This is a genomic window from Flavobacterium johnsoniae UW101 (assembly GCF_000016645.1).
GTDB classification, from domain to species: domain Bacteria; phylum Bacteroidota; class Bacteroidia; order Flavobacteriales; family Flavobacteriaceae; genus Flavobacterium; species Flavobacterium johnsoniae.
This window is the reverse complement of record NC_009441.1, coordinates 4577024-4597048: the sequence shown is the minus strand read 5'-3', so window position 1 is coordinate 4597048 and position 20025 is coordinate 4577024. Positions and strand designations below refer to the sequence as shown.

The 20025-nt window shown below is 33.8% G+C and carries 9 protein-coding genes; 2 read left to right on the top strand and 7 right to left on the bottom strand.

Annotated elements, in window-relative coordinates; all coding sequences use genetic code 11:
* Positions 1-164 precede the first annotated feature (164 nt).
* Positions 165-1625 carry an MFS transporter gene (locus FJOH_RS20035; protein ID WP_012025846.1) on the bottom strand — a complete coding sequence of 487 codons (1461 nt, stop codon included), beginning with the start codon at positions 1623-1625 and terminating at the stop codon, positions 165-167.
* 784 nt (positions 1626-2409) lie between these two features.
* Between FJOH_RS20035 and FJOH_RS20030 the strand changes: the two genes are divergently transcribed.
* Both FJOH_RS20030 and FJOH_RS20025 read left to right on the top strand, forming a co-directional pair.
* Positions 2410-3702 carry a glycosyl hydrolase family 8 gene (locus tag FJOH_RS20030; RefSeq protein ID WP_012025845.1) on the top strand — a complete coding sequence of 431 codons (1293 nt, stop codon included), beginning with the start codon at positions 2410-2412 and terminating at the stop codon, positions 3700-3702.
* A gap of 230 nt (positions 3703-3932) precedes the next feature.
* Positions 3933-4847: a glycoside hydrolase family 16 protein gene (locus FJOH_RS20025; protein ID WP_012025844.1), complete on the top strand. Its 915-nt coding sequence runs from the start codon at positions 3933-3935 to the stop codon at positions 4845-4847.
* A 193-nt stretch (positions 4848-5040) separates the two neighbouring features.
* Here the strand turns inward: FJOH_RS20025 and FJOH_RS20020 are convergent, their stop codons facing one another.
* From FJOH_RS20020 to bglX, 6 genes are all read right to left on the bottom strand, one after another.
* Complete coding sequence (locus tag FJOH_RS20020) at positions 5041-6432, bottom strand: endo-1,4-beta-xylanase (RefSeq protein ID WP_012025843.1); 1392 nt, start codon at positions 6430-6432, stop codon at positions 5041-5043.
* Positions 6433-6780: 348 nt separating this feature from the next.
* Positions 6781-7884: an IPT/TIG domain-containing protein gene (locus tag FJOH_RS20015; RefSeq protein ID WP_012025842.1), complete on the bottom strand. Its 1104-nt coding sequence runs from the start codon at positions 7882-7884 to the stop codon at positions 6781-6783.
* 8 nt (positions 7885-7892) lie between these two features.
* Positions 7893-9416 (bottom strand): RagB/SusD family nutrient uptake outer membrane protein, encoded by a 1524-nt coding sequence (locus FJOH_RS20010; RefSeq protein ID WP_012025841.1) that lies wholly within the window; start codon positions 9414-9416, stop codon positions 7893-7895.
* A gap of 58 nt (positions 9417-9474) precedes the next feature.
* Positions 9475-12534 (bottom strand): SusC/RagA family TonB-linked outer membrane protein, encoded by a 3060-nt coding sequence (locus FJOH_RS20005; protein WP_235023068.1) that lies wholly within the window; start codon positions 12532-12534, stop codon positions 9475-9477.
* 485 nt (positions 12535-13019) lie between these two features.
* On the bottom strand, positions 13020-17174 hold the full coding sequence (locus FJOH_RS20000; RefSeq protein ID WP_012025839.1) for a hybrid sensor histidine kinase/response regulator transcription factor: 4155 nt from the start codon (positions 17172-17174) through the stop codon (positions 13020-13022).
* Between the two features lie 362 nt (positions 17175-17536).
* Positions 17537-19816 (bottom strand): beta-glucosidase BglX, encoded by a 2280-nt coding sequence (gene bglX / locus FJOH_RS19995; protein ID WP_012025838.1) that lies wholly within the window; start codon positions 19814-19816, stop codon positions 17537-17539.
* Between the last annotated feature and the right edge of the window lie 209 nt (positions 19817-20025).

The following is a 20025-nucleotide window of genomic DNA, read 5'->3' as shown; positions in this document are numbered from 1 at the left end:
CGCTGTTTATTTTTTTATAGGGATGTGAAAAGTCGAAAGTCGAAAGTCGAAAGTCGAAAGTCGAAAGTCGAAAGTCGAAAGTCGAAAGTCTGCAATCTACAATCTAAATTCTACAATCTAAATTCTAAAATCCAAACCCTACAATCTAAATTTCCCCATCATCATTATCGTCTTTCTTTCAAATCAGTTTCAATTTGAATTTCCATTTTTTTATCTATTACATAAAAGCATAATAGAACAGCGCTAATAATAAATATAAAGCCGGGATAAATACTTATTGAAAGTTTAATTCCTTCTACCGCTGCAGGGACCTGATTAACTTCTTCGGCTACATAACCATATTTAGAAAGAAAAGCCGCGCCTAACGCACTGCCAATACTAATGCCAATTTTTAATCCAAATATCATGGCCGAAAAAATGACAGCGGTTGCTCTTCGGTTGTTTTTCCATTCGCTGTAATCAGCTACATCAGCAATCATAGCCCATAATAGGGGAATAGTTACCCCATAAATAAATCCATGAAGTAATTGAGTCAAAAATACCATAGCAACGGCTGATCTGCTGTAAAAATTAAATGCCAGCAGACTTAACGCAGATAAAAAAATGAAAGTAATATAAACGTTTCTTTTGCCAAAAGCATCAGCCAGAGGTTTTGAAAACATAATTCCGAAAATCATAAAAATAATTCCTCCGGCATTAAAAAGGCTGAATGCAGAAGTCGGCGCATCCTTCGGCCAGTGAAAATCTATAAAACCCATTGCTGTTAAAGAATGATTCAAATGTTCGATAAATGCTGTAAAACCAATATCATGTAAAAAAATAATTTGGGCATCCGGATCCAAATAATATTTAAAGTAAAAAACATACATACCGCCTTTTAAAGACAAAGTGATAAATACCAGAATAGTAACCAATAACATAACCAGCCACGGACCGTTTTTAGATAAATCCATAAAATCCTGCTTAACGGTAGATTCCTGATTTTTTGCCGGAATGATTCTTTCTCTGGTAGTAAAAAAAGTAACCACAAAACAAATCACTCCAATAACAGCAAATAGTATCATGGTATTTTTAAAACCAACAGCTTTATCGCCATTTCCTAAAATTAAAACAAAAGGCAGTAAAAGTGACTGAACTATAAATTGGGCGATCATTACAGCAACAAAACGATAGGAGGAAAGACTGTTTCGTTCTTTCATGTCGCCTGTCAAAACACCGCTTAAAGCTACATAAGGTAAATTGTTTGCAGAGTAAATTAATACAAGGAAGAAATAAGTCAGCAGGGCATAGGCTATCTTTCCTGATATTCCAAAATCCGGACTTAAAAAAGAAAGAACAGCAGCAATTCCAAAAGGTAAAGAAGTCCATAAAATCCAGGGCCTGAATTTCCCCCAGCGCGTTTGAGTACGATCTGCAATAACTCCCATAATGATATTAAAAAAAGCACCAATAAAACCGCCCGTAAAAATAATTACACTTGCTGTGCCGGCTGGAATTTTATATACATCTGTGTAAAAGAAAGCCAAAAATGTAAGCAGAGTCTGAAAGATCAAATTCGCTGCAAAATCACCTAAACCGTAACCTATTTTCTCCAGTACAGAAAGTTTCTTCAATGTAGTATTCATAAATATATCAAGTGCTTTTTTATTGGCTTTTATTTTACCATTTTAATTGCTTTAAAGTGTTTTTTATCAAATAAATAAACACTTTATCTCATTCCTTATATAGAGAACGCTACTGTAAAAATAGCCTGAAAGTTGAAATAAGTGTATCATTTTTGAAGCCTATACTATCATTTTTGAAGCATGAGTTTGTTTCAGTAAATCTATCGAATATAAATGCCTGTTTTTATTTGAGAAATTGAAAAATATAATTTTTAAAACTCGAACTTTTATTTGAATAAAAATGAAAATTCTTTTTTTCAATATTCAAAAAATCAAACATAATTACACAACCAGTTGTTTTGTTTGTTTTTTATTTTATGTTTAGATGAATTTTTATATTGTATTGTGCTGATAAATAGTTGTTAATGGGTGTTTTTTGATCGTTTATATTTTTTGCGAGTTCTTTAATAAAAACAATAAAACTCATTTTAATCATTATTTTTAAATTGCAAATTATTCTTGTTGTTGCGTATTATTTGTTTTTTGTTCTTTAATAATGAATATATGTTTTTTAAATTAGATGTTTTTTAAATAATTAGTATAAAATTAAATTACAATCGGTTGCGTATTTATTGTTTTTTGATTATATTTGTTATAAATACACTTATAAATAAAGCTGAGAACCTGAACGCAATACAATAGCTTTATTATAGAGTTGAGTTATGTTAGTTAGTTTTTCAAAAAGTCGAAAGTTTAAGCGCTTTCGGCTTTTTTTAGGATAAAAGAAAATCAAAAACCAAAAAATATGACAGTACATCATAATATTACCAATGGATACCTGAGTAAAATACATCTTCTGCTATTGATTTTTGCTTTGATTGTTCCAGCTTTTGTTATTAGCCAGAATAAAAAGAAAATAGATAGAGAACTCAAAAAGCCTCAATACCGTAATCTTTTTAAGGAAGCAGGTTACAGCCAGGATGATATTGATAAGAAATTAACCAAAGCGTATTATGATGTTTTTGAAGGACCGGATAAAGTTTATTTTGAAGAAGGAGATTCTTTAGGATACGTCTCTGATGTTAAAAACAAAGATGCCCGTACCGAAGGCATGTCCTACGGAATGATGGTTGCTGTTCAATTCAATAAAAAGGATGTTTTTGATCGTCTCTGGCGATGGTCGGTTAAATATATGCAGCATCAGGACGGACCAAGAGAAGGATACTTTGCATGGAGTGTTAATCCGCAGACTAAAAAACAGAATTCTGCAGGTTCTGCTTCAGACGGCGAATTGTATTATATAACGAGTCTGCTTTTTGCTTCTAATAAATGGGGCAATGATACAGGAATTAATTACTATAAAGAAGCCAGAAGAATTTTAGATGCCATGTGGAAAAAAGACGGCACCGGAAATATCTATAATATTATAAATACGGAACACAAACAGATTTCCTTTGTACCGGAAGGCGGCGGTTACAACTGGACAGATCCTTCTTATCATGTTCCTGCTTTTTACGAAATATGGGCATTGTACGCCAAAGACGGTCACGAACAGTTTTATAAAGAATGTGCCGAAGTTTCTCGTAAATTTTTGCACAAAGCCTGTCATCCTGTAACGGGTTTGACTTCAGATTATACTGAGTTTAACGGCGAACCGCATCCAACTCCATGGCTTCCTCCCGGATTTCGTTATGATTCCTGGCGCGTTCCTATGAACATCGCAATGGATTATACCTGGTACGGAAAAGACAAAGAATGGCAGGAAGATTATGCGAAGCGATTTCAAAATTTCCTGAGATCAAAAGGATTAGAAACTTATGAGGATCAGTTTAATCTGGATGGTTCTACTCCGGAATTTATTCTTCAGGCAGGACCGGTTAAAAAGCTGAGACATTCAATTGGGTTAGTAGGAACAGCTGCTACAGCATCATTAGTAAATAAAGATAAAGCAAGTATAGATTTTGTTCATGCGGTTTGGAATGCCAAACTAGAACCTTATGAAGACGGTTACTTTGATCCGTATTATGATGGATTAATGTACCTCTTCAGTTTAATGCATCTGAGTGGAAATTACCAAATTATAGTCCCAAAAGGTTAACCCATTTTTTTGTCTGGCGAAGCAGGTTTTACACAGACAAATCAGGAATAATCGTTTTTTAAAAAAAAGGAAACTTTTCAGCGTCTAATTTCTGTTTTTCTGCATCAATTTTTTCATAATAACGTAAAATACAACATCTATGCTATTAACTGCCTCAAATGTAGTATTCTGTTGTATTATATAGAGTTATTTTTATTATTTAATAAATATTAACATCTAAACCACAAATTATGAGAAAGTTAAACAGTATTACATTATTGATGGCATGTGTCTTAGGATTTTGTTCCTGCGCTGAAAATTCTGCAACAGAAAAAACATCAGAGGAGATGAGTACAAATGGAAGTACTAAAAAAATAGCCGGAGCTCCCTGGGTAAAACAATTTGAAGATACCTTTGATGTAGGCTCGAATTTGTCACAATGGACAAAAGAACAACGTGCCGATTACAATTCCTGGTATTGTGATTATGCCAGTTCTGTACCTACCACACAATGGCGCGACGGAAGACAATGTTTGGAAATCAAGACTACAAAATTAAGCACGTACAAGTACCAATCTGGTTTTATTACTTCTAATTACCAATACAAACCGGAAAATAATACAGAGTATATGCTTTCGGCTAATATTAAATTAATAGCGATGGATGGCGGGACTTATAAGTCTTTTAAAGATACTTATGGTGCGTGGCCGGCTTTTTGGTCTGTACAAGGAAACGGCTGGCCTACAAAAGGAGAAATCGATATTATGGAAGGTTATTCTTTTGCGCCTAATGCAAGTCGTTTTACTTCGAACATTTTTTATGGAACTACTGTTGGAAACAATTCATTAGGAAATTCTGCTGAAAGAAATTATCCGGCTAGTTTTAATATTGACGGAAATAACGGATGGCACTTATATGAATCTTTCTGGAAAATGCAAAACAATGTAGTTACCGTAACCATTAAGGTTGATAATGTAACAGTTGCCACGTATACAAACAGCAGTGTATCGAATTTAAATTTTAATAATTTTGGAACACATGCTATTATTTTTAATGTAAATGTAGGTTCAAAAGACTCGAATTTTATTGATCCTAATAAACTAAACTTATTTTCAACTGTAATGATGTGGGTAGATGATGTTACGGTTTACAAAAGACCAATTTAATATTGCCATTTTAAGAGTCAATTTTAACACATAGAGACATAGATCCCCAGGCCTTAAAAAAGGCGTTTCACTTATTTAAAATAAACATAGGGGCTATTTGTTAGAAAAATAACTCATAAATCACGATCAAATAAAAAAGCCTGCGAAATCTATGTTTCGCAGGCTTTTATTTTTTATTAGGTAATCTTCAGATTTAATCTAAACCTTCTAAAAATCCGGTATGTGAACTTTTGACTGCAAAATTAGAATCATACAATAAAGGCCAGTCATTTCCTGGATGGTTCAGTTCAGTGCTGTACAGAATCCATGATTCATTATCTTTCATTCCCCAAATGGTTAAGGCATATTTATTTGCTGCCGGAAGCGCATTATAAATTTTTACTATTTCTTTGTATTTTGCTTTTTGAGCCAGTCTTCTTTCGTTTGTAAAACTAGAAATATCATTAAATTGGTTTACTTGTATATCCAATTCTGAAACATGAATTTTTAAACCTTTTGCCACCGCTCTGTTTAGATCTGTTTCTATCTGTGCTTTGGTTGGGCTCAAATAAGTGTTGTGCATTTGAAAACCAACACCGTCAATAACTTTTGCAGTTTTTAAATCCTCTAGAATAGCAAACACTTTATCTTGTTTTGCAATATTAGTTGACGTAGCATAATCATTATAGAACAACAATAATGAAGTGTCACCTGCAGCAATTGCAGCATTTCTGGCCCATTGAAAACAGTCTTTTACATAGTTTGGTCCCATTCGCTGCAAGAAAATTGTATTTCTCATAGCACCGCCGTTATCATCAACAGCTTCGTTAACCACATCCCATGATTTTACTTTTCCTGCATAATGTGTAACCACATCTGTAATGTATTTTTTTACTTCTGCAGCAAACTCAGCATCAGTTCCAGAGAAATCTTTCAGCCACTGCGGCACTGCATTATGCCATACTAAAGCATGACCGTGCACATTGATGTTATTGGCATTTCCGTACGCCACAATTTTATCAGCTACAGTCCAGTTGTAAACACCGCTTGCAGTCGAAATTTGATCCATTTTCATTTCGTATTCTGCAGAAATACTGCTGAATTCATTTCTCAGGATAACATCATAAGGTGTTCCGTTTGTAAGCTGTGAAGCTTTTATTGCCATACCTACAAAAAACGGGTTCGCTAATTTATTTACTTTAACCTTTAAAAAAGTAGGATCTTCGGGAATGCCATTAGAACCTGTAGTAACAACACTAATCACATTTGAATAATCCGAAATTTGGGCTTCTGTTTTAGCTCTCACTCGGTAATAATATTGTGTTCCGCCGGTTAAACCTGTTACAACTTCATTTAAATCAGTAACTTCTTTTGAATTGTAATTAGGAAGAATAGTGGTAAAATCTTCGCTGGTTGAAACATCCAAAAGATAACTTTTTGAATGGGAAACATAATTCCATTTTGCTTTAAAACCGTTATCATTTACATCTTTTGGAGCGTTGGCAACTGGTGTTTCCAGAATTTCAGCAGCGTCGTTATCGTCTTTTGAACACGCATTTAGAAAAAAGACGACGCTTATCAGCATTAATAAAAATTTACTTTTCATACTGTTTTTTATTATAGAATATTCTCTATTGTTAAGATGAATACTCTGATTTATAGTTTCTGTTTTTTATTATATAACACATTGGTTGTAATTACTTTATTCGTTTTTCAAGAATCATAAAAAAATAAACTCATAGAAACATAGATTACAAAGCCTTAAAAAAGGCATTTCATTTATTGAAAATAAACATAGTGCGCTATGTGTTAGATACATGTTTCTTTTTATAGTCTTTTTCAAGAAATAAAAGCTATGTTTCTATGTGTTAACATAATTATACCAATGGGGTTATATAGTTTACTTTATAAAAGAGGCTGTTTTGACCACAGCCTCTTTTTAATTTAAGAGAAATTATTGATAACGAATTTTAATATTATCAAATTTAATGGCACTTGGATTAGGTGAATCTCCCTGAGCCACTCCAACTTTAATTTCGTTAATTTTAGAAGGGTTTAAAGTTGCAGCTGTATTAGATCCAAATCCGTAATTATCTTTAAAATCAGCAATTGAAATGGTTTTTGTAGACCAGTTTACATCGGTTATTTTAAAATTATATCCATAATTTACGCCGTCGATAGTATTTAACTGGATTGCAAAATTAGCCCCAACAACATTTGCACTTACATCAATATCGATAAAAGCTTTTGTAGCATCTGTATTAGAAGCACTTAAGAAACTGGCTCCGCCGCCGCCACTGCTTCCGTTATAACCATTTGCATTTGAACCGCCCCAGGCTAACGTAGTGTAATTTCCTGTTGGACCGCCTGTTGAAGCGGTATTAAAACTTTCTATATCGCCGTAAGAAGTCCATTCTGTTCTGGCTCCATTTCCGTCAAAATCAGATACCAACACGATCGTTGCAAAGTCGATTGTTTTCTTTGCAGTACCACCCGGTGTAGTAATAGCAAGTTCTGATCCTGAAACGGCATTTGCAGGCAAACCAATAACAATAGAAGAAGATGATTTTACAGTATAACTTACCGCTTTTCCGCCTAAGGTTACTGATGAAATATTATAAAACCATGTTCCTTCAATTTCCAATGGAAATCCCGGAGTTGCTACTGCCGGAATTATTTTTGTAATTGTTGGATCAGGCTGTAAAATTTCAATATTCTTAGTTACCGAACCAGATGCGGTTGTAAATGTAATGGGCTGAACACCAAATCTGCTTCCTAATTTTTCATCAAAAGGAATAGTGAAAATAAACGATTTATCTGAATTATAGTTGGGATTGAAAGTGATGTTAATAGTATTATCCAGCGTAATTTTTTTTAATCCCTGCAAACCATTGCCTTCAACTCTGACTTTGTTTTGAGGGAACGCCTGATTAAGTAAATCTCCGGGTTCAGCAACCATAGCTTCTACGTTTGCAGTAACCGCATCGTCATTCTGGCAGGCTGTAAAAGAAGCCAGAGCCAAAAGAATCAGAATTCTATATTTTATTTTATTGATCATGGTATAAGTTAGTTAAAGTTAAATGGAACCGGAGGTTCTAATAATGATGGATTAGTATCAATAGCAGACTGTGGTAATGGCAGTTCAAAATAATTGCTTCCCGGAGTTATCTTTCTTGAAATCAATTCTGTTCTGGCATCATCAGAATAAAAACCAACTTCCTGCTGTGAAATAATAGCTGTTGCTTCTGCTAATCCACGGCGTTTAAGGTCAAAGAAATATTGTCCTTCCAGTGCAAATTCAACTCTTCTTTCGTTAAACAATTCATCTCTTGTCAATACTGTTTTAGCCGGCAGTCCTGCTCTTGCTCTTACTTCATTAAAAGAACTTAAAGCAGATGCAGAAGTTGTAGAACCAGCTCCGGCCAAAATCGCCTCAGAATTCATTAATAAAATATCAGAATATCTTAAAATGATGGTGTTTTGTGAAGTTCTCATAAAGAATACATCGTTTCTTTCTGCGGCAGAACCTACAATGTATTTTCTGAAATTAGCCGCTGTAGAAGAGTATATTTTTTTATACGTAAATCCGCCTTGGTTTTTTAATAATTCAGGGTAGAAGTCACCATCTGTCATGATTGTGCTTTTCTTTCTGGTATCTTTGGGTTCGAATCCATTTTGTAATGAGATAGAAGGAAGATAAACGCCCCATCCGTCACCACCGCCTGTAATTCCTGTACCTCCCGGAACGATATAAGCCTGATTGGTATTTTGTGTTCCCCATTCTGTTGCAATAGCTTTCCATTGCAAAGCAAACATACTTTCGGCACTGTTATTATTTTCCGGACTGCTGAATAAGTTTCCGTAATCCTGAATTAAAATATATTGGTTACCAATAATTTTTTGAGTTAAAGCGGCACATTCTCCATATTCATTTAATGTCAAGTGTACTTTTGCCAAAATTCCCATTGCTGCATATTTGGTCACATATCCTTTTTTTGCAGCTCTTTCTGGTAAATTTTCAACGGCATATTCTAAGTCTTGTTTGATGAATTTATAAACATCAGAAACAAGATTTCTTTTTGGCTGTGCTGCAGAACCTGCTTTATTTATGATTGGCACAGCTCCAAAAGTTCTTACCAGGTAGAAATAAGCATTTGCTCTCATGAATCTTGATATGGCGATAGCATTTTTATAGGATGCTTCCGGCAGTTCGCTTTTTCTGTCCTCAACTAAACTCATTAAATTATTAGATTGATCGATAACCGAAAACAACGAAACATATCCTTCTGTTAGAATTGGGTTTTGTGACGTTACCTGAGCATCTTTAAACTGAGCATAAGCACCATCAAAAGTAAAAGCATTACCGGCGTACATATCTCCAACAGCAATCAGGAATTTATCATTAAAGGTGAACCACGGTTTAAAATACAAACTCTCGGCAATTCCGTCAAAAGCCGTAACGCCTTCAGGTAAATCGCCTGGTGTTAATTGATTTTCAGATGGTGCATCCAAAAAATCATCTGAACAAGAAAATAAAGACAGCAATGGTATCAGCATTCCCATCATAAAAAGTTTAAAAAGTTTTTTCATAACTATTTTTTTATGTTAATGATTATGAATCATTAAGTTAAATGTGTTTTTATTAATCTTAGAATTCTAAATTCACTCCTGCAGAAATTGTTCTTGGCACTGGGTAACGTCCTAAATCAATTCCGCTCAAGGTTATATTCTGGTCTAAATTTCCAAGGGCAGGGTCAAAGCCGCTATATTTTGTAAATGTGTATAAATTTTGAACGTTTACGTACAATCTTACTTTAGAAATAAAAGAGTTATCGAATATTTTGCTTGGTAAATCGTAGCTCAACGAAACATTTTGAATTCTTAAGTAAGAACCATCTTCCACAAATCGATTCGAAATTCTTCCGTTGCCATTTGGATCGTTAAGAGTAATTCTAGGCACATCAGTATTTTCGTTTACACCAGGTTCAAAAGCATGTATTGCCTGAGTGCTGACATTTCCAAATCTGTCCCCAAATCCCGGATAAATTCCGTCTATGTAATGACGTGTAAAATTGTAGATCTGGTTGCCTTGGCTTCCTGTTAAAACTATTCCAAGATTGAAGTTTTTGTATCTAAAGTTATTGGTAACAGCATAGGTAAAATCAGGAATAGCATCTCCAATAGCAGTCTGGTCTTTACTGTCAATTTTTCCATCGCCGTTAAGATCCTTAAAACGAATATCTCCAATTCCTGTTCCTGCTTCCTGAACTGGTCCTGCAGCTAGTTCAGCAGCATTTTTAAATAAACCATCGGTTACATAACCATAAAATTGTCCTACCGGCTGTCCTTCTGTAGTTCTGGTAACGTTGTATAAGTCGAATTGAACTTTTCCTAATAACGATTTACCTTCACCTTGAAAACGAGTCAGCTCGTTATTGTATTTTGAAAAGATAATTGTAGTGTCCCAGTTAAAATTTTCGGTTGCAATATTTCTTGTATTCAAAGTAAGTTCGATACCTTTTGTTACAATTTCACCCGTATTCAGGTAATAATTTAGCGCACTTTGATTTGATTCGTCATTGATTTGTTTGGTTAAGAAATCAGATGAGTTTTTAACATAATAATCAAAATCTAATTTTACTCTATTGTTAAGCATTGCCAATTCGAAACCAGTATTGAATGATTTAAGAGATTCCCATTTGATATTTGGGTTTCCTAAATTGTCAATTGTCGGCGATACACCACCAAACGGAGAAGAAAGCAATGACAAGATAGTCTGGTATCTGTTTGCGGGAATGTTTTGATTTCCAACTGTACCATAACCTGCTCTGAATTTTAAGTAATTGATACTGTTTGATAATGGTTCAAAAAACTTTTCGTTACTAACTGTCCATCCTCCTGAAAAAGAAGGGAAATAACCCCATTTATTATTAGGTCCAAAGTTGGATGAAGCATCTGCTCTTATTGAGGCAGAGAAAGAATATCTATCAGAGAAACTATAATTTAACCTTGAAATATAAGAAGTCATTGACCATCTGCCAGAACCATTTCCGTTTACTGCCGTATCAATATCACCAATATTTAAATTTGTGAAATTTTTGTTTAAAAATTCACCTGATCTGTAACCGCTTAAATATTCATAACGGCTTTCCTGCGCTTCCTGACCTAATAAGAAAGTAAAATTGTGTTTCTCGCTGATTGTTTTATTGTACGTCAAATAGTTTTTGATGTTCCAATAATAACTTTGATCCTGCTGTTTGAATGATTTGTTTAAAAGTTCATTTACGTTTCCTAAAGTATATTTAGGGGCAAAAGTGCTGCTTTTTGCAAAATTTAAATCGTATCCTAATTCAGTTCTAAAAACTAATCCTTTTATCAGCGTAAAATCGGCAAATAAATTTCCGTTAATTTTAAATCTTTCGGTAGTCGAATTATTGTATTCAGACAAAGCGATTGGGTTAGTTGCCTCATTTGCCGAAGATCCTAAACCGCTGGTTGGTCCTGCATAAGAACCATCTGGAGTTCTAACTGGTAACTCTGGAGATTGTCTTAAAGCGTTCATAACCAATCCGCCTCTGTCATCGTTTCGTACTACTTGCTGAGATGATTTACTAACTGATAGGTTGTTCCCAATTTTAAGCCAGGATTTTACATTAGAATCAACGTTTAATCGCATAGATAATCTGTTGAAATCTGAATTTAAAACAATTCCTTCCTGATCAAAATAGTTTAAAGAGGTATAATAACGTGTTCCTTCTTTTTCGCCTGAAAATGACAGCTGATGATTGTACATGGTAGCAGTTCTAAAAAGTTCATCCTGCCAGTTTGTTCCATTTCCTAATAAATTAGGTTTTTGATATTGATACGGAACTGGTTCACCATTTAATTTATAAATTTTTGCCTGATAAGCGGCGTATTCAGGCAGGTTTAAAACATCAACGGTATTTCTTATTTCCTGAGTTCCTAAATAAGTTTCGTATGTAAATTTTGATTTTCCTTTTTTCCCTTTTTTGGTTGTAATCAAAACGACACCGTTAGCTCCGTTAGCACCATAAATAGCAGTTGCCGATGCATCTTTTAAAATGTCAATAGTTTCAATATCTGAAATATTCAGACCAGACAAAGCTGAATTTTTAGTTTGTCCGTTTCCTCCGCCTAAAGCACTGAATGAAAATGTGTCGTTGTTTTTATCTGCAAAAACCGGAGTTCCGTCAATAACATACAAAGGTTCATTTCCGTTAATAGACGTAATCCCTCTAATCTGCACAGAAATTCCTCCTCCGGGTGTTCCTGAGTTTTGAGTCACGTTTACACCTGCAGCTTTACCTACAAGCGCCTGATCGATAGAAACAAAAGGTTTGTCCTGAATTTCAGAAGCTTTAATAGAGGAAACGGCACCATTTATATCTTTTCTTTTTGATGTTCCATATCCAATAACAACTACTTCATTTAATTTTTCGAGGTCACTTATCATGGTAATCTGCATAACTGATTTTGTGTCTGCTGGTATTGAGAGGTTTTTATATCCTACATAACTAAAAAGCAGCAACGCTTTTGGCTCTACATTGTTTAATACAAAACTACCGTCAAAATCAGTAACGGTTCCGTTTTTTGTTCCTTGTACTATTACGCTGACACCAGGCAGGTTGGCACCGCCAGATGTTACTTTACCTTTAACAGTTTGAGCGTAGAAAAAATTTCCCCACATACATACTATTAAGCACAATAGTTTTTTTAATGTTCTTTTCTGCATAAAAATTTGGTTGTTAGTTTACTTTAATAATTAGTTAATCGTTAAGTTTTATAAAAAACATTTAAAATTTGGGTCTTTTGCCTGTTGGTATTTTTGAGTTTTGACAGCGGCACTTTTTTTCTTAAATATTTCTTAACGAAAGTATATTGTAGAGGTGTTGTATTGTAGAACGGATGATGCATATTGTGCAACAGATGATGCAAAAAAAACATCTGAACCCCCGAAATCAGTAAAATAAACACCCTGATGCATCAAAACAAGTACTGAGGTATTGCTAATTTTTTTGCATAAAAAATACTGTTTGTTTAAAATATCGAGTCAATATTTTTTATATGTTGATTTTTGCCTGAAATTCGAAAGTCGGTTTTTTGAAAAAATTCACTGACAAAAAAAGAGCTTCGATTGTAATCGAAGCTCTTTTAAATTGATTTTTATCTGCTTTATTCTTTTGTTCTTTTTTCCTGAGTAGGCAGATAGCCGTATTTAATTTTATAACATTTGGCAAAATAGGAGGGAGAAGTAAAGCCAACTTTATAGCTTATCTCATTAATATTATTGTTGCCTTGTTCTATGAGCTGTTTTGCTTTTTCTAATCGTACATTTCTAATAAATTCGTTTACAGAAACGCCTGTCAGTGTTTTTATTTTTCTGTACAGCTGGCTTCTGCTCAGGTAGATTTTAGAAGACAGGAGTTCTACAGTCAATTCCGGCTCGCTGATATTTTCATTGATGAAATGCAGAATTTTTTGAATGAAGTCATTATCCAGTGATGTTGTTTTTTCTTTTCCTTGTTTGGTAATGCCGCTGTAAAATTTCTTAAACATGATCTGTCTGCTGGTAATAAGCTGCGCCAGACTTGATTTTAAGATATCCAGTTCAAAAGGTTTACTCAAATACATATCTGCGCCAGAATCTATGCCTTCTAATCGGTCTTTGACCATTGCTTTTGCCGACAGCATTAACAAAGGAATATGACTTGTTTTTAAGTCTCCTTTTATGTTTTTACACAGCTGTAATCCGTCCATGACCGGCATAATGACATCTGTAATGATTAAATCCGGTAATTTTTGTACGGCAAGTTCGTAGCCTTTTTTACCATTTTCGGCTGTAATAACTTTGTATGATTTGCTTAGTTCCTGTTTTAGGTAATTTCGCAGTTCAGGATTGTCCTCAACAATTAAAACGGTATATGATTTTGCAGTTTCTTCTGCAGCGTTGTCGATTGACGTTTCTGTAAAATCATCTTCATCTGTTTGATTATTAGCGGCGTCAAATAAAAATTGATTTTTGTTCTTTTCTATTTTAAAAACCTCATCGATAATTTCACTTTTCTTATAAAACGAATTGCCTAAAGGAAATGTGACTTTGAATTTTGTGCCTTCTCCAACTTGGCTTTCAACCTCAATTTTTCCTTTATGAAGTTCAATAAATTCTTTTACAACCTCTAAACCAATTCCGGTGCTGCCATAATAATCTTTGTTTACATTATTGACCTGATAAAAGCGGTCAAAAATTCTATTGAGATCTTTTTTGCGTATTCCAGAGCCGGTATCCGTAATGGTTATAGAGTAGGAAGGAACTTTTTCTCCATCAATTATTAAAGCATTATCTGTTTCGGCTGTGTCTATAAAAATGGTGATAGAACCATTATCAGGCGTAAATTTGAATGCATTAGAAATAATATTAAAAAGTATTTTTTCCAGCATTTTAGGATCCAGCCAGTCTTCAAGTTCATCTTGAGATGATTCAAAGTTAACGGTTATGTTTCTGGCTGCTGCCTCTTCATCAAAATAGCCAATAATTCCTTCTGTAAAAGCTGTGACATCTACTTTTTTAGCCTGAAGTGAAATTTTATTAAACTCTAATTTATTAAAATCCATAAGCTCATTAATAAGTCTCGAAAGTCTGTCAGAGCTTTTATGTACAATTTTTAATTTATTATGAATTTCAGGTGATAATTTTTTGCTTCTTAAAATGTCTTCCAGCGGATTAATAATAAGCGTTAAAGGTGTTCTGAATTCATGTGAGATATTAGTGAAAAACTGTAATTTTTTATTGTTTAATTTTTCTAGCTGAATAGATTTTTCTTTTTCTAAGATAATGGCCTGCTTCGCTTTAAATCGGTTTTGATAGATTTTATTTAAGTATCTAATCAGGAAAATTAAAATAGCGGTATATATTAAATAAGCCCAAATAGTTTTCCACCACGGAGGAAGTATTTTTATTTTTAATTCTAATTGACTGTTGCTCCAGGTACCGTCTGCATTGGCTGATTTTACTTTAAAAGTATAATTGCCCGGCGCCAGATTGGTATAGGTTGCCGTTCTGTTATTTCCGGCATAATTCCAGTCTTTTTCAAAACCTTCCAGATAATAAGCGTATTGATTTTTTTTAGAATAATTGTAGTTAATTCCCACGTATTCAATCGTAAAAACCGATTGTGTATAGTTGAGTGTAATTTCTTTAGTCTGCGAAATTACTTTGGTTAAAGGCGAACCTTCTTCATTTGGTTTTACAGATTTATTAAATAATTTGAAATCGCTGAAATACAATCTTGGTGCTTTTTCTGCTTTTTTAATTTCGTTGGGATTAAAATAATTTACGCCTTCGTAACCGCCAAAATACAATTCTCCATTTCCATCTTTAAAGACGGCGTTATTATTAAAATCGTTGTCAATAAGACCGTCATCTTTATTAAAATTGGTGCTTTTTTTATTTTTAAAATCTAGTTTTGTCAAACCAGATCCGCCGCTTACCCATAAAGAACCATTATTGTCTGAAATTATAGCACGAACAGATTTTTCCTTAAAACCCGGAAAATCATCATAATTAGAAAATATCTTATTTTTTTTATTGTAGCTAAATAATCCCTGACCATCTGTTCCTATCCAGATCGTTTTATCGTTAGATTCATAAATAGATAAAATAGTTTGAATGCTGTTGTGTTTATTTATGCCGCTAAACATGGCATCGCGCATTTTCGTTACTTTAAAATTTGTTTCATCTTTTAAACTAACCTGATACAAACCTAAAATTGTTCCTACCCAAAGTACATTGTCTGAGTCTACAAAAACTTTGCGGATAAAAGCGTTATCTAAGGTGTTTTCTGCAAATGGTTTAGAATCGCAATGTACAAATGTGCTGGTTTTATTATCAAAATAATGCAGTCCTTTTATAAAAGTTCCTATCCAGATTCGGCCTTTAGAATCTTCGGCAAAACTAAAAATCCGATTAGATTTCAGTCCGGATGTATTAGCTGTATTGTAATTTACGAATCGGGAAGTTCCATTTTTTAAAAAGTAAATACCGCGGTCCCAGCTTCCTATCCAGATATTTTGCTTGCTGTCTATAAATATGGTCTGAATATCAACTGCATCTAAACCGGAATAATAGTTTTGATTTGTCTGGTTAACGTGAATGTAACTTTTATCAATAAGGTTATAAATATCGAGTCCGCCGCCTTCATTGCTTATTAATAAATTTCCTTTTTTATCTTTTATAACAGATGTTACATAGCTGGTCTGTAAAGAATTATCGTTATTGGCAAGAGATTCCAGCGAATTGAATTTGTTATTGGGTTTGTCAAAAACACCAAGTCCTTTATTGAAATATCCCAGCCAAAGTCGTTTTTCCTTGTCTTCATACAGCGACCAGACAGAATTAGATTTTAAACTGAAATTATTGTATTTGCTGTGCAGGTATTTTCGTAGTACTTGCCCTTTGTAATTTACAACCAGTAATCCGTCATTTTCTGTACCGCATACAATATAATCCAGACTGCTTTGTACAATAGACAGGATTTTATTTTTGGTAATAGGGTAATTTTCAAATTGGTAATTATCGGTTTCGGGTTTAATTTTTATCAAACCATTTTCTGTTGTTCCCAGCCATATATATCCAAATTTATCTATGACAAGATTTTCTATATCGTCGAGTAAAGGTTCTCTTTTAAATTTGTCTTTATAAACCTGTTTTACTTTTCCGTTTAAGTCGATTTCTAAAAGGCCGTAACTGGTTCCTAAATAAATAATTCCCTGTTTACTTTTTATCGAAGATTTTATTAAAAAATTAGGCTTGTCCAACACTTTTGACTGCACTAAAGAAGCCTTTAAAGTCTTTATATTAAGTTTGAATAATCCGAAACCATAAGCGCCTAAGAATAAGTTGCCGTTATTGTCTTCAATAATTGTTTTTACAGTAATGGGCTCACTATATCCTTTTGTTATAACATCTTCAATATTAATCTTGGTAAAATTATCTAAATCTCTGTTGTACAAACATAAACCTTCATCAGTACCAACCCAGAGGTTATTATTAGAATCGATAAACGTGGCATAAATAAAGTTGCTGTTTACAGAGCCGGGTTTTTTATCGTATTTGTATCCAAAATAATTTACACCGTCATAACGATACAAACCCGCACCGTTTGTGCCTATCCATATAAAACCATTATTATCCTGAATGATAGAAGAAACAGCTCGTTTTGAGGTAGTTTCCTGTATGCTTCTAAATTGATAGCTGTCAAATTTACCTTGAGAAAACAGGCAGTTTATAAAGCTGAAAAAGCATAAAAGGATAGTGGTGGTATTTTTCATTTAGATGTAACAGTATTGATTATCCGCTTGTTTGTAAAATGTTTTTTTAGGATATAGAAAACAATATTAATAAAACTAAACAGAACACTTAATTTTTTTTATTCAAATCTGGCATATTGCCAAAATCCTGAGTATGATAAATAGCCAAATAAGGAATTATCGTACTCAGGATATATAGTTGTAAAAAAAACTATTCTGCTGGAGTAGTTTTTTTAACACATAGAAACATAGCTTTTGTTTACTTAAAAAAAGGCGTTTCACTTATTTTTAATTCACATAGCTGTGTTTGATAAATGAGTTTCTTTTTAACTTTTCTTCACAAATAATGAATCTATGTTTCTATGTGTTTTTTTTTAAATACTTTATTTTAGTTCAAATTTAGTTGTAAGTCCATCATTAGAATTCCAGCCCACCATAACATTGAATAAACCTGGTTCTACTAAAAATTTACCGTCATTGTCATAAAAACCAAGAGCTGAATCAGTTAAAGTAAACTGAACTGTTTTAGTTTCTCCTTTTTTTAATTCGATAAGTTCAAAACCTTTTAATTCTTTTACAGGTCTTACAATACTGGCGGCAGGATCGTTTATGTACAATTGAACTACTTCTTTTCCGTCAAAATTTCCTGTATTGGTAACCTCAACAGAAACTTTAATTTTTTCTCCTTTTTGAAATGAAGGTTTTGCAATTTTTAAATTTTTATAAATGAAAGAAGTATAGCTTAATCCATAACCAAAAGGATATAAAGGCGTTTTTTCTACATCAGAATAGTGCGACCAAAACACATTTTTATCTTTATCTGTAGGTCTTCCGGTATTGTATAAATTGTAATAAATAGGGCATTGGCCTACATTTCTGGGAAATGACATTGGCAGTTTACCACTTGGGTTATAATCTCCGTATAAAACCTGTGCAATTGCGTTTCCGGATTGTGTTCCTAACTGCCAGGCTTCAACAATAGCAGGAATATGTTCTGCTGCCCATGGTAAAGCTAACGGACGTCCGTTGTTTAAAACCAAAACAATATTTGGATTTACTTTATAAACTTCTTCTAATAATTGCTGCTGGTTTCCAGGTAAGTCTAATTCTGTTCTGCTTCGTCCTTCACCGCTTTGAAAACCAATTTCACCCAGCACCATTACTACAACTTCTGCTTCTTTTGCTGCTTTTTTTGCCGCTTCAAATCCAGAAAAATCGGTTGTATTAATTTTTACTTCGTCTACGAATAATTGTTTATTTAAGGCTACATCTGTTCCTTTTTCATAAACTAAGGCGCTGTTTTTATATTGCTGCATTCCTTCTAGTACAGAAACAGCGGTATTATCATCAGCAGCAATTCTCCAGCTTCCTAAAGGGCTGTTTTTATCATTTGCCAAAGCACCAATTAAAGCAATTTTAGCTCCCGATTTTTTTAAAGGCAGAAGGTTTTTATCATTTTTTAATAAAACAATCGATTTTTTTGCCATGTCCAGAACGTCATCATTATTTGCCTTGCTGCCAATGTTTGCCTTTTCACGGGCTTCATCACAATATTTATAAGGATCGTCAAATAAACCTAATTCAAATTTTACTCGAAGAATTCTGCGTACAGCATCGTCAATCACGCTTTCTTTTACAGATCCTTTTTTTACTAACTGAACTAATTCTGTTACATACACATTCGATTCCATATCCATGTCTGAACCTGCAATAGCCGCTTTTTTAGCCGCATCGGCTGCATCTGCAGCGTAACCGTGAGTAATCATTTCGGCGATAGAAGCCCAGTCAGATACTACAAATCCTTTAAATCCCCAGGCACCTTTTAAAATGTCTCTTTGCAAAAAGACACTTCCTGTTGCCGGAATACCATTTAAGGTATTAAATGAATTCATAAAAGTGCGTATTCCGGCATCTACCGTTGCTTTAAAAGGCGGTAAAACGGTATTGTACAATTTAGAATTGCTCATATCTACACTATTGTATTCTCGGCCTGCTTCTACAAAACCATAAGCGGCAAAATGCTTCGCGCAGGCAACAATAGAGGTATTACTGAAACTTTCACCTTGAAAACCTTTTACTCTTGCCGTTGCAATTTTACTTCCTAAATATGGATCTTCGCCTGCACCTTCCATAACTCTCCCCCATCTGGCATCATTTGAAATGTCAACATTAGGAGCAAAAGTCCAGTTTAATCCTGAAGCTGAAGCTTCGAGTGCTGCTACTCGTGCCGAATTTTTGATGGCTTCTAAATCCCAGCTTGCCGCTTCTGCCAACGGAATAGGACTTAGGGTTTTGTATCCGTGTATAACATCAAATCCAAAAATAAGCGGAATTCCAAGTCGGGTTTCTTCGACAGCGATTTTTTGTACTGCTCTGACTTCCTTAACACCGCGAACGGTAAGCATAGAACCGACCCATCCTTTTTTTATGTTATTGTATTTTTCTTCATTAGAACCAGATTCTGGTTTTGGTCCGGTAACATCCCATGAACCATTATATTGATTCATTTGACCTACCTTTTCTTCTAATGTCATTTCTTTCATCAAAAGTGAAATACGGTCTTCAATTGGTTTTTTGGTATCCATATGTTTTTTGGTTTGTGCATATCCGTTCATAGAAACAGCTAACAGTAGAAAGGCATAATTTTTAATTTGTTTTTTCATTAGGTGGTTTTGTTTATATCTTAAATATTTTTGGTATTAGTTGTTGAAGTTTATTTTTTTAATGAATAATATAATTTTGCTGTTTTATTTGTGCGAAATCGGCATTATTTAAGGTTGTAAATTTAGTTTTACAACAATAATTTCAATAGTAAATTTGATGCATTATGTAATACAAATGATGCATTTGCAGTCTTTTGGACTGAAAAAAA

Coding starts and splice junctions, on each gene's coding strand:
- FJOH_RS20035 (WP_012025846.1), bottom strand. CDS start 1,625: ATGAATACTACATTGAAGAAACTTTCTGTACTGGAGAAAATAGGTTAC.
- FJOH_RS20030 (WP_012025845.1), top strand. CDS start 2,410: ATGACAGTACATCATAATATTACCAATGGATACCTGAGTAAAATACAT.
- FJOH_RS20025 (WP_012025844.1), top strand. CDS start 3,933: ATGAGAAAGTTAAACAGTATTACATTATTGATGGCATGTGTCTTAGGA.
- FJOH_RS20020 (WP_012025843.1), bottom strand. CDS start 6,432: ATGAAAAGTAAATTTTTATTAATGCTGATAAGCGTCGTCTTTTTTCTA.
- FJOH_RS20015 (WP_012025842.1), bottom strand. CDS start 7,884: ATGATCAATAAAATAAAATATAGAATTCTGATTCTTTTGGCTCTGGCT.
- FJOH_RS20010 (WP_012025841.1), bottom strand. CDS start 9,416: ATGAAAAAACTTTTTAAACTTTTTATGATGGGAATGCTGATACCATTG.
- FJOH_RS20005 (WP_235023068.1), bottom strand. CDS start 12,534: ATGTGGGGAAATTTTTTCTACGCTCAAACTGTTAAAGGTAAAGTAACA.
- FJOH_RS20000 (WP_012025839.1), bottom strand. CDS start 17,174: ATGAAAAATACCACCACTATCCTTTTATGCTTTTTCAGCTTTATAAAC.
- bglX (WP_012025838.1), bottom strand. CDS start 19,816: ATGAAAAAACAAATTAAAAATTATGCCTTTCTACTGTTAGCTGTTTCT.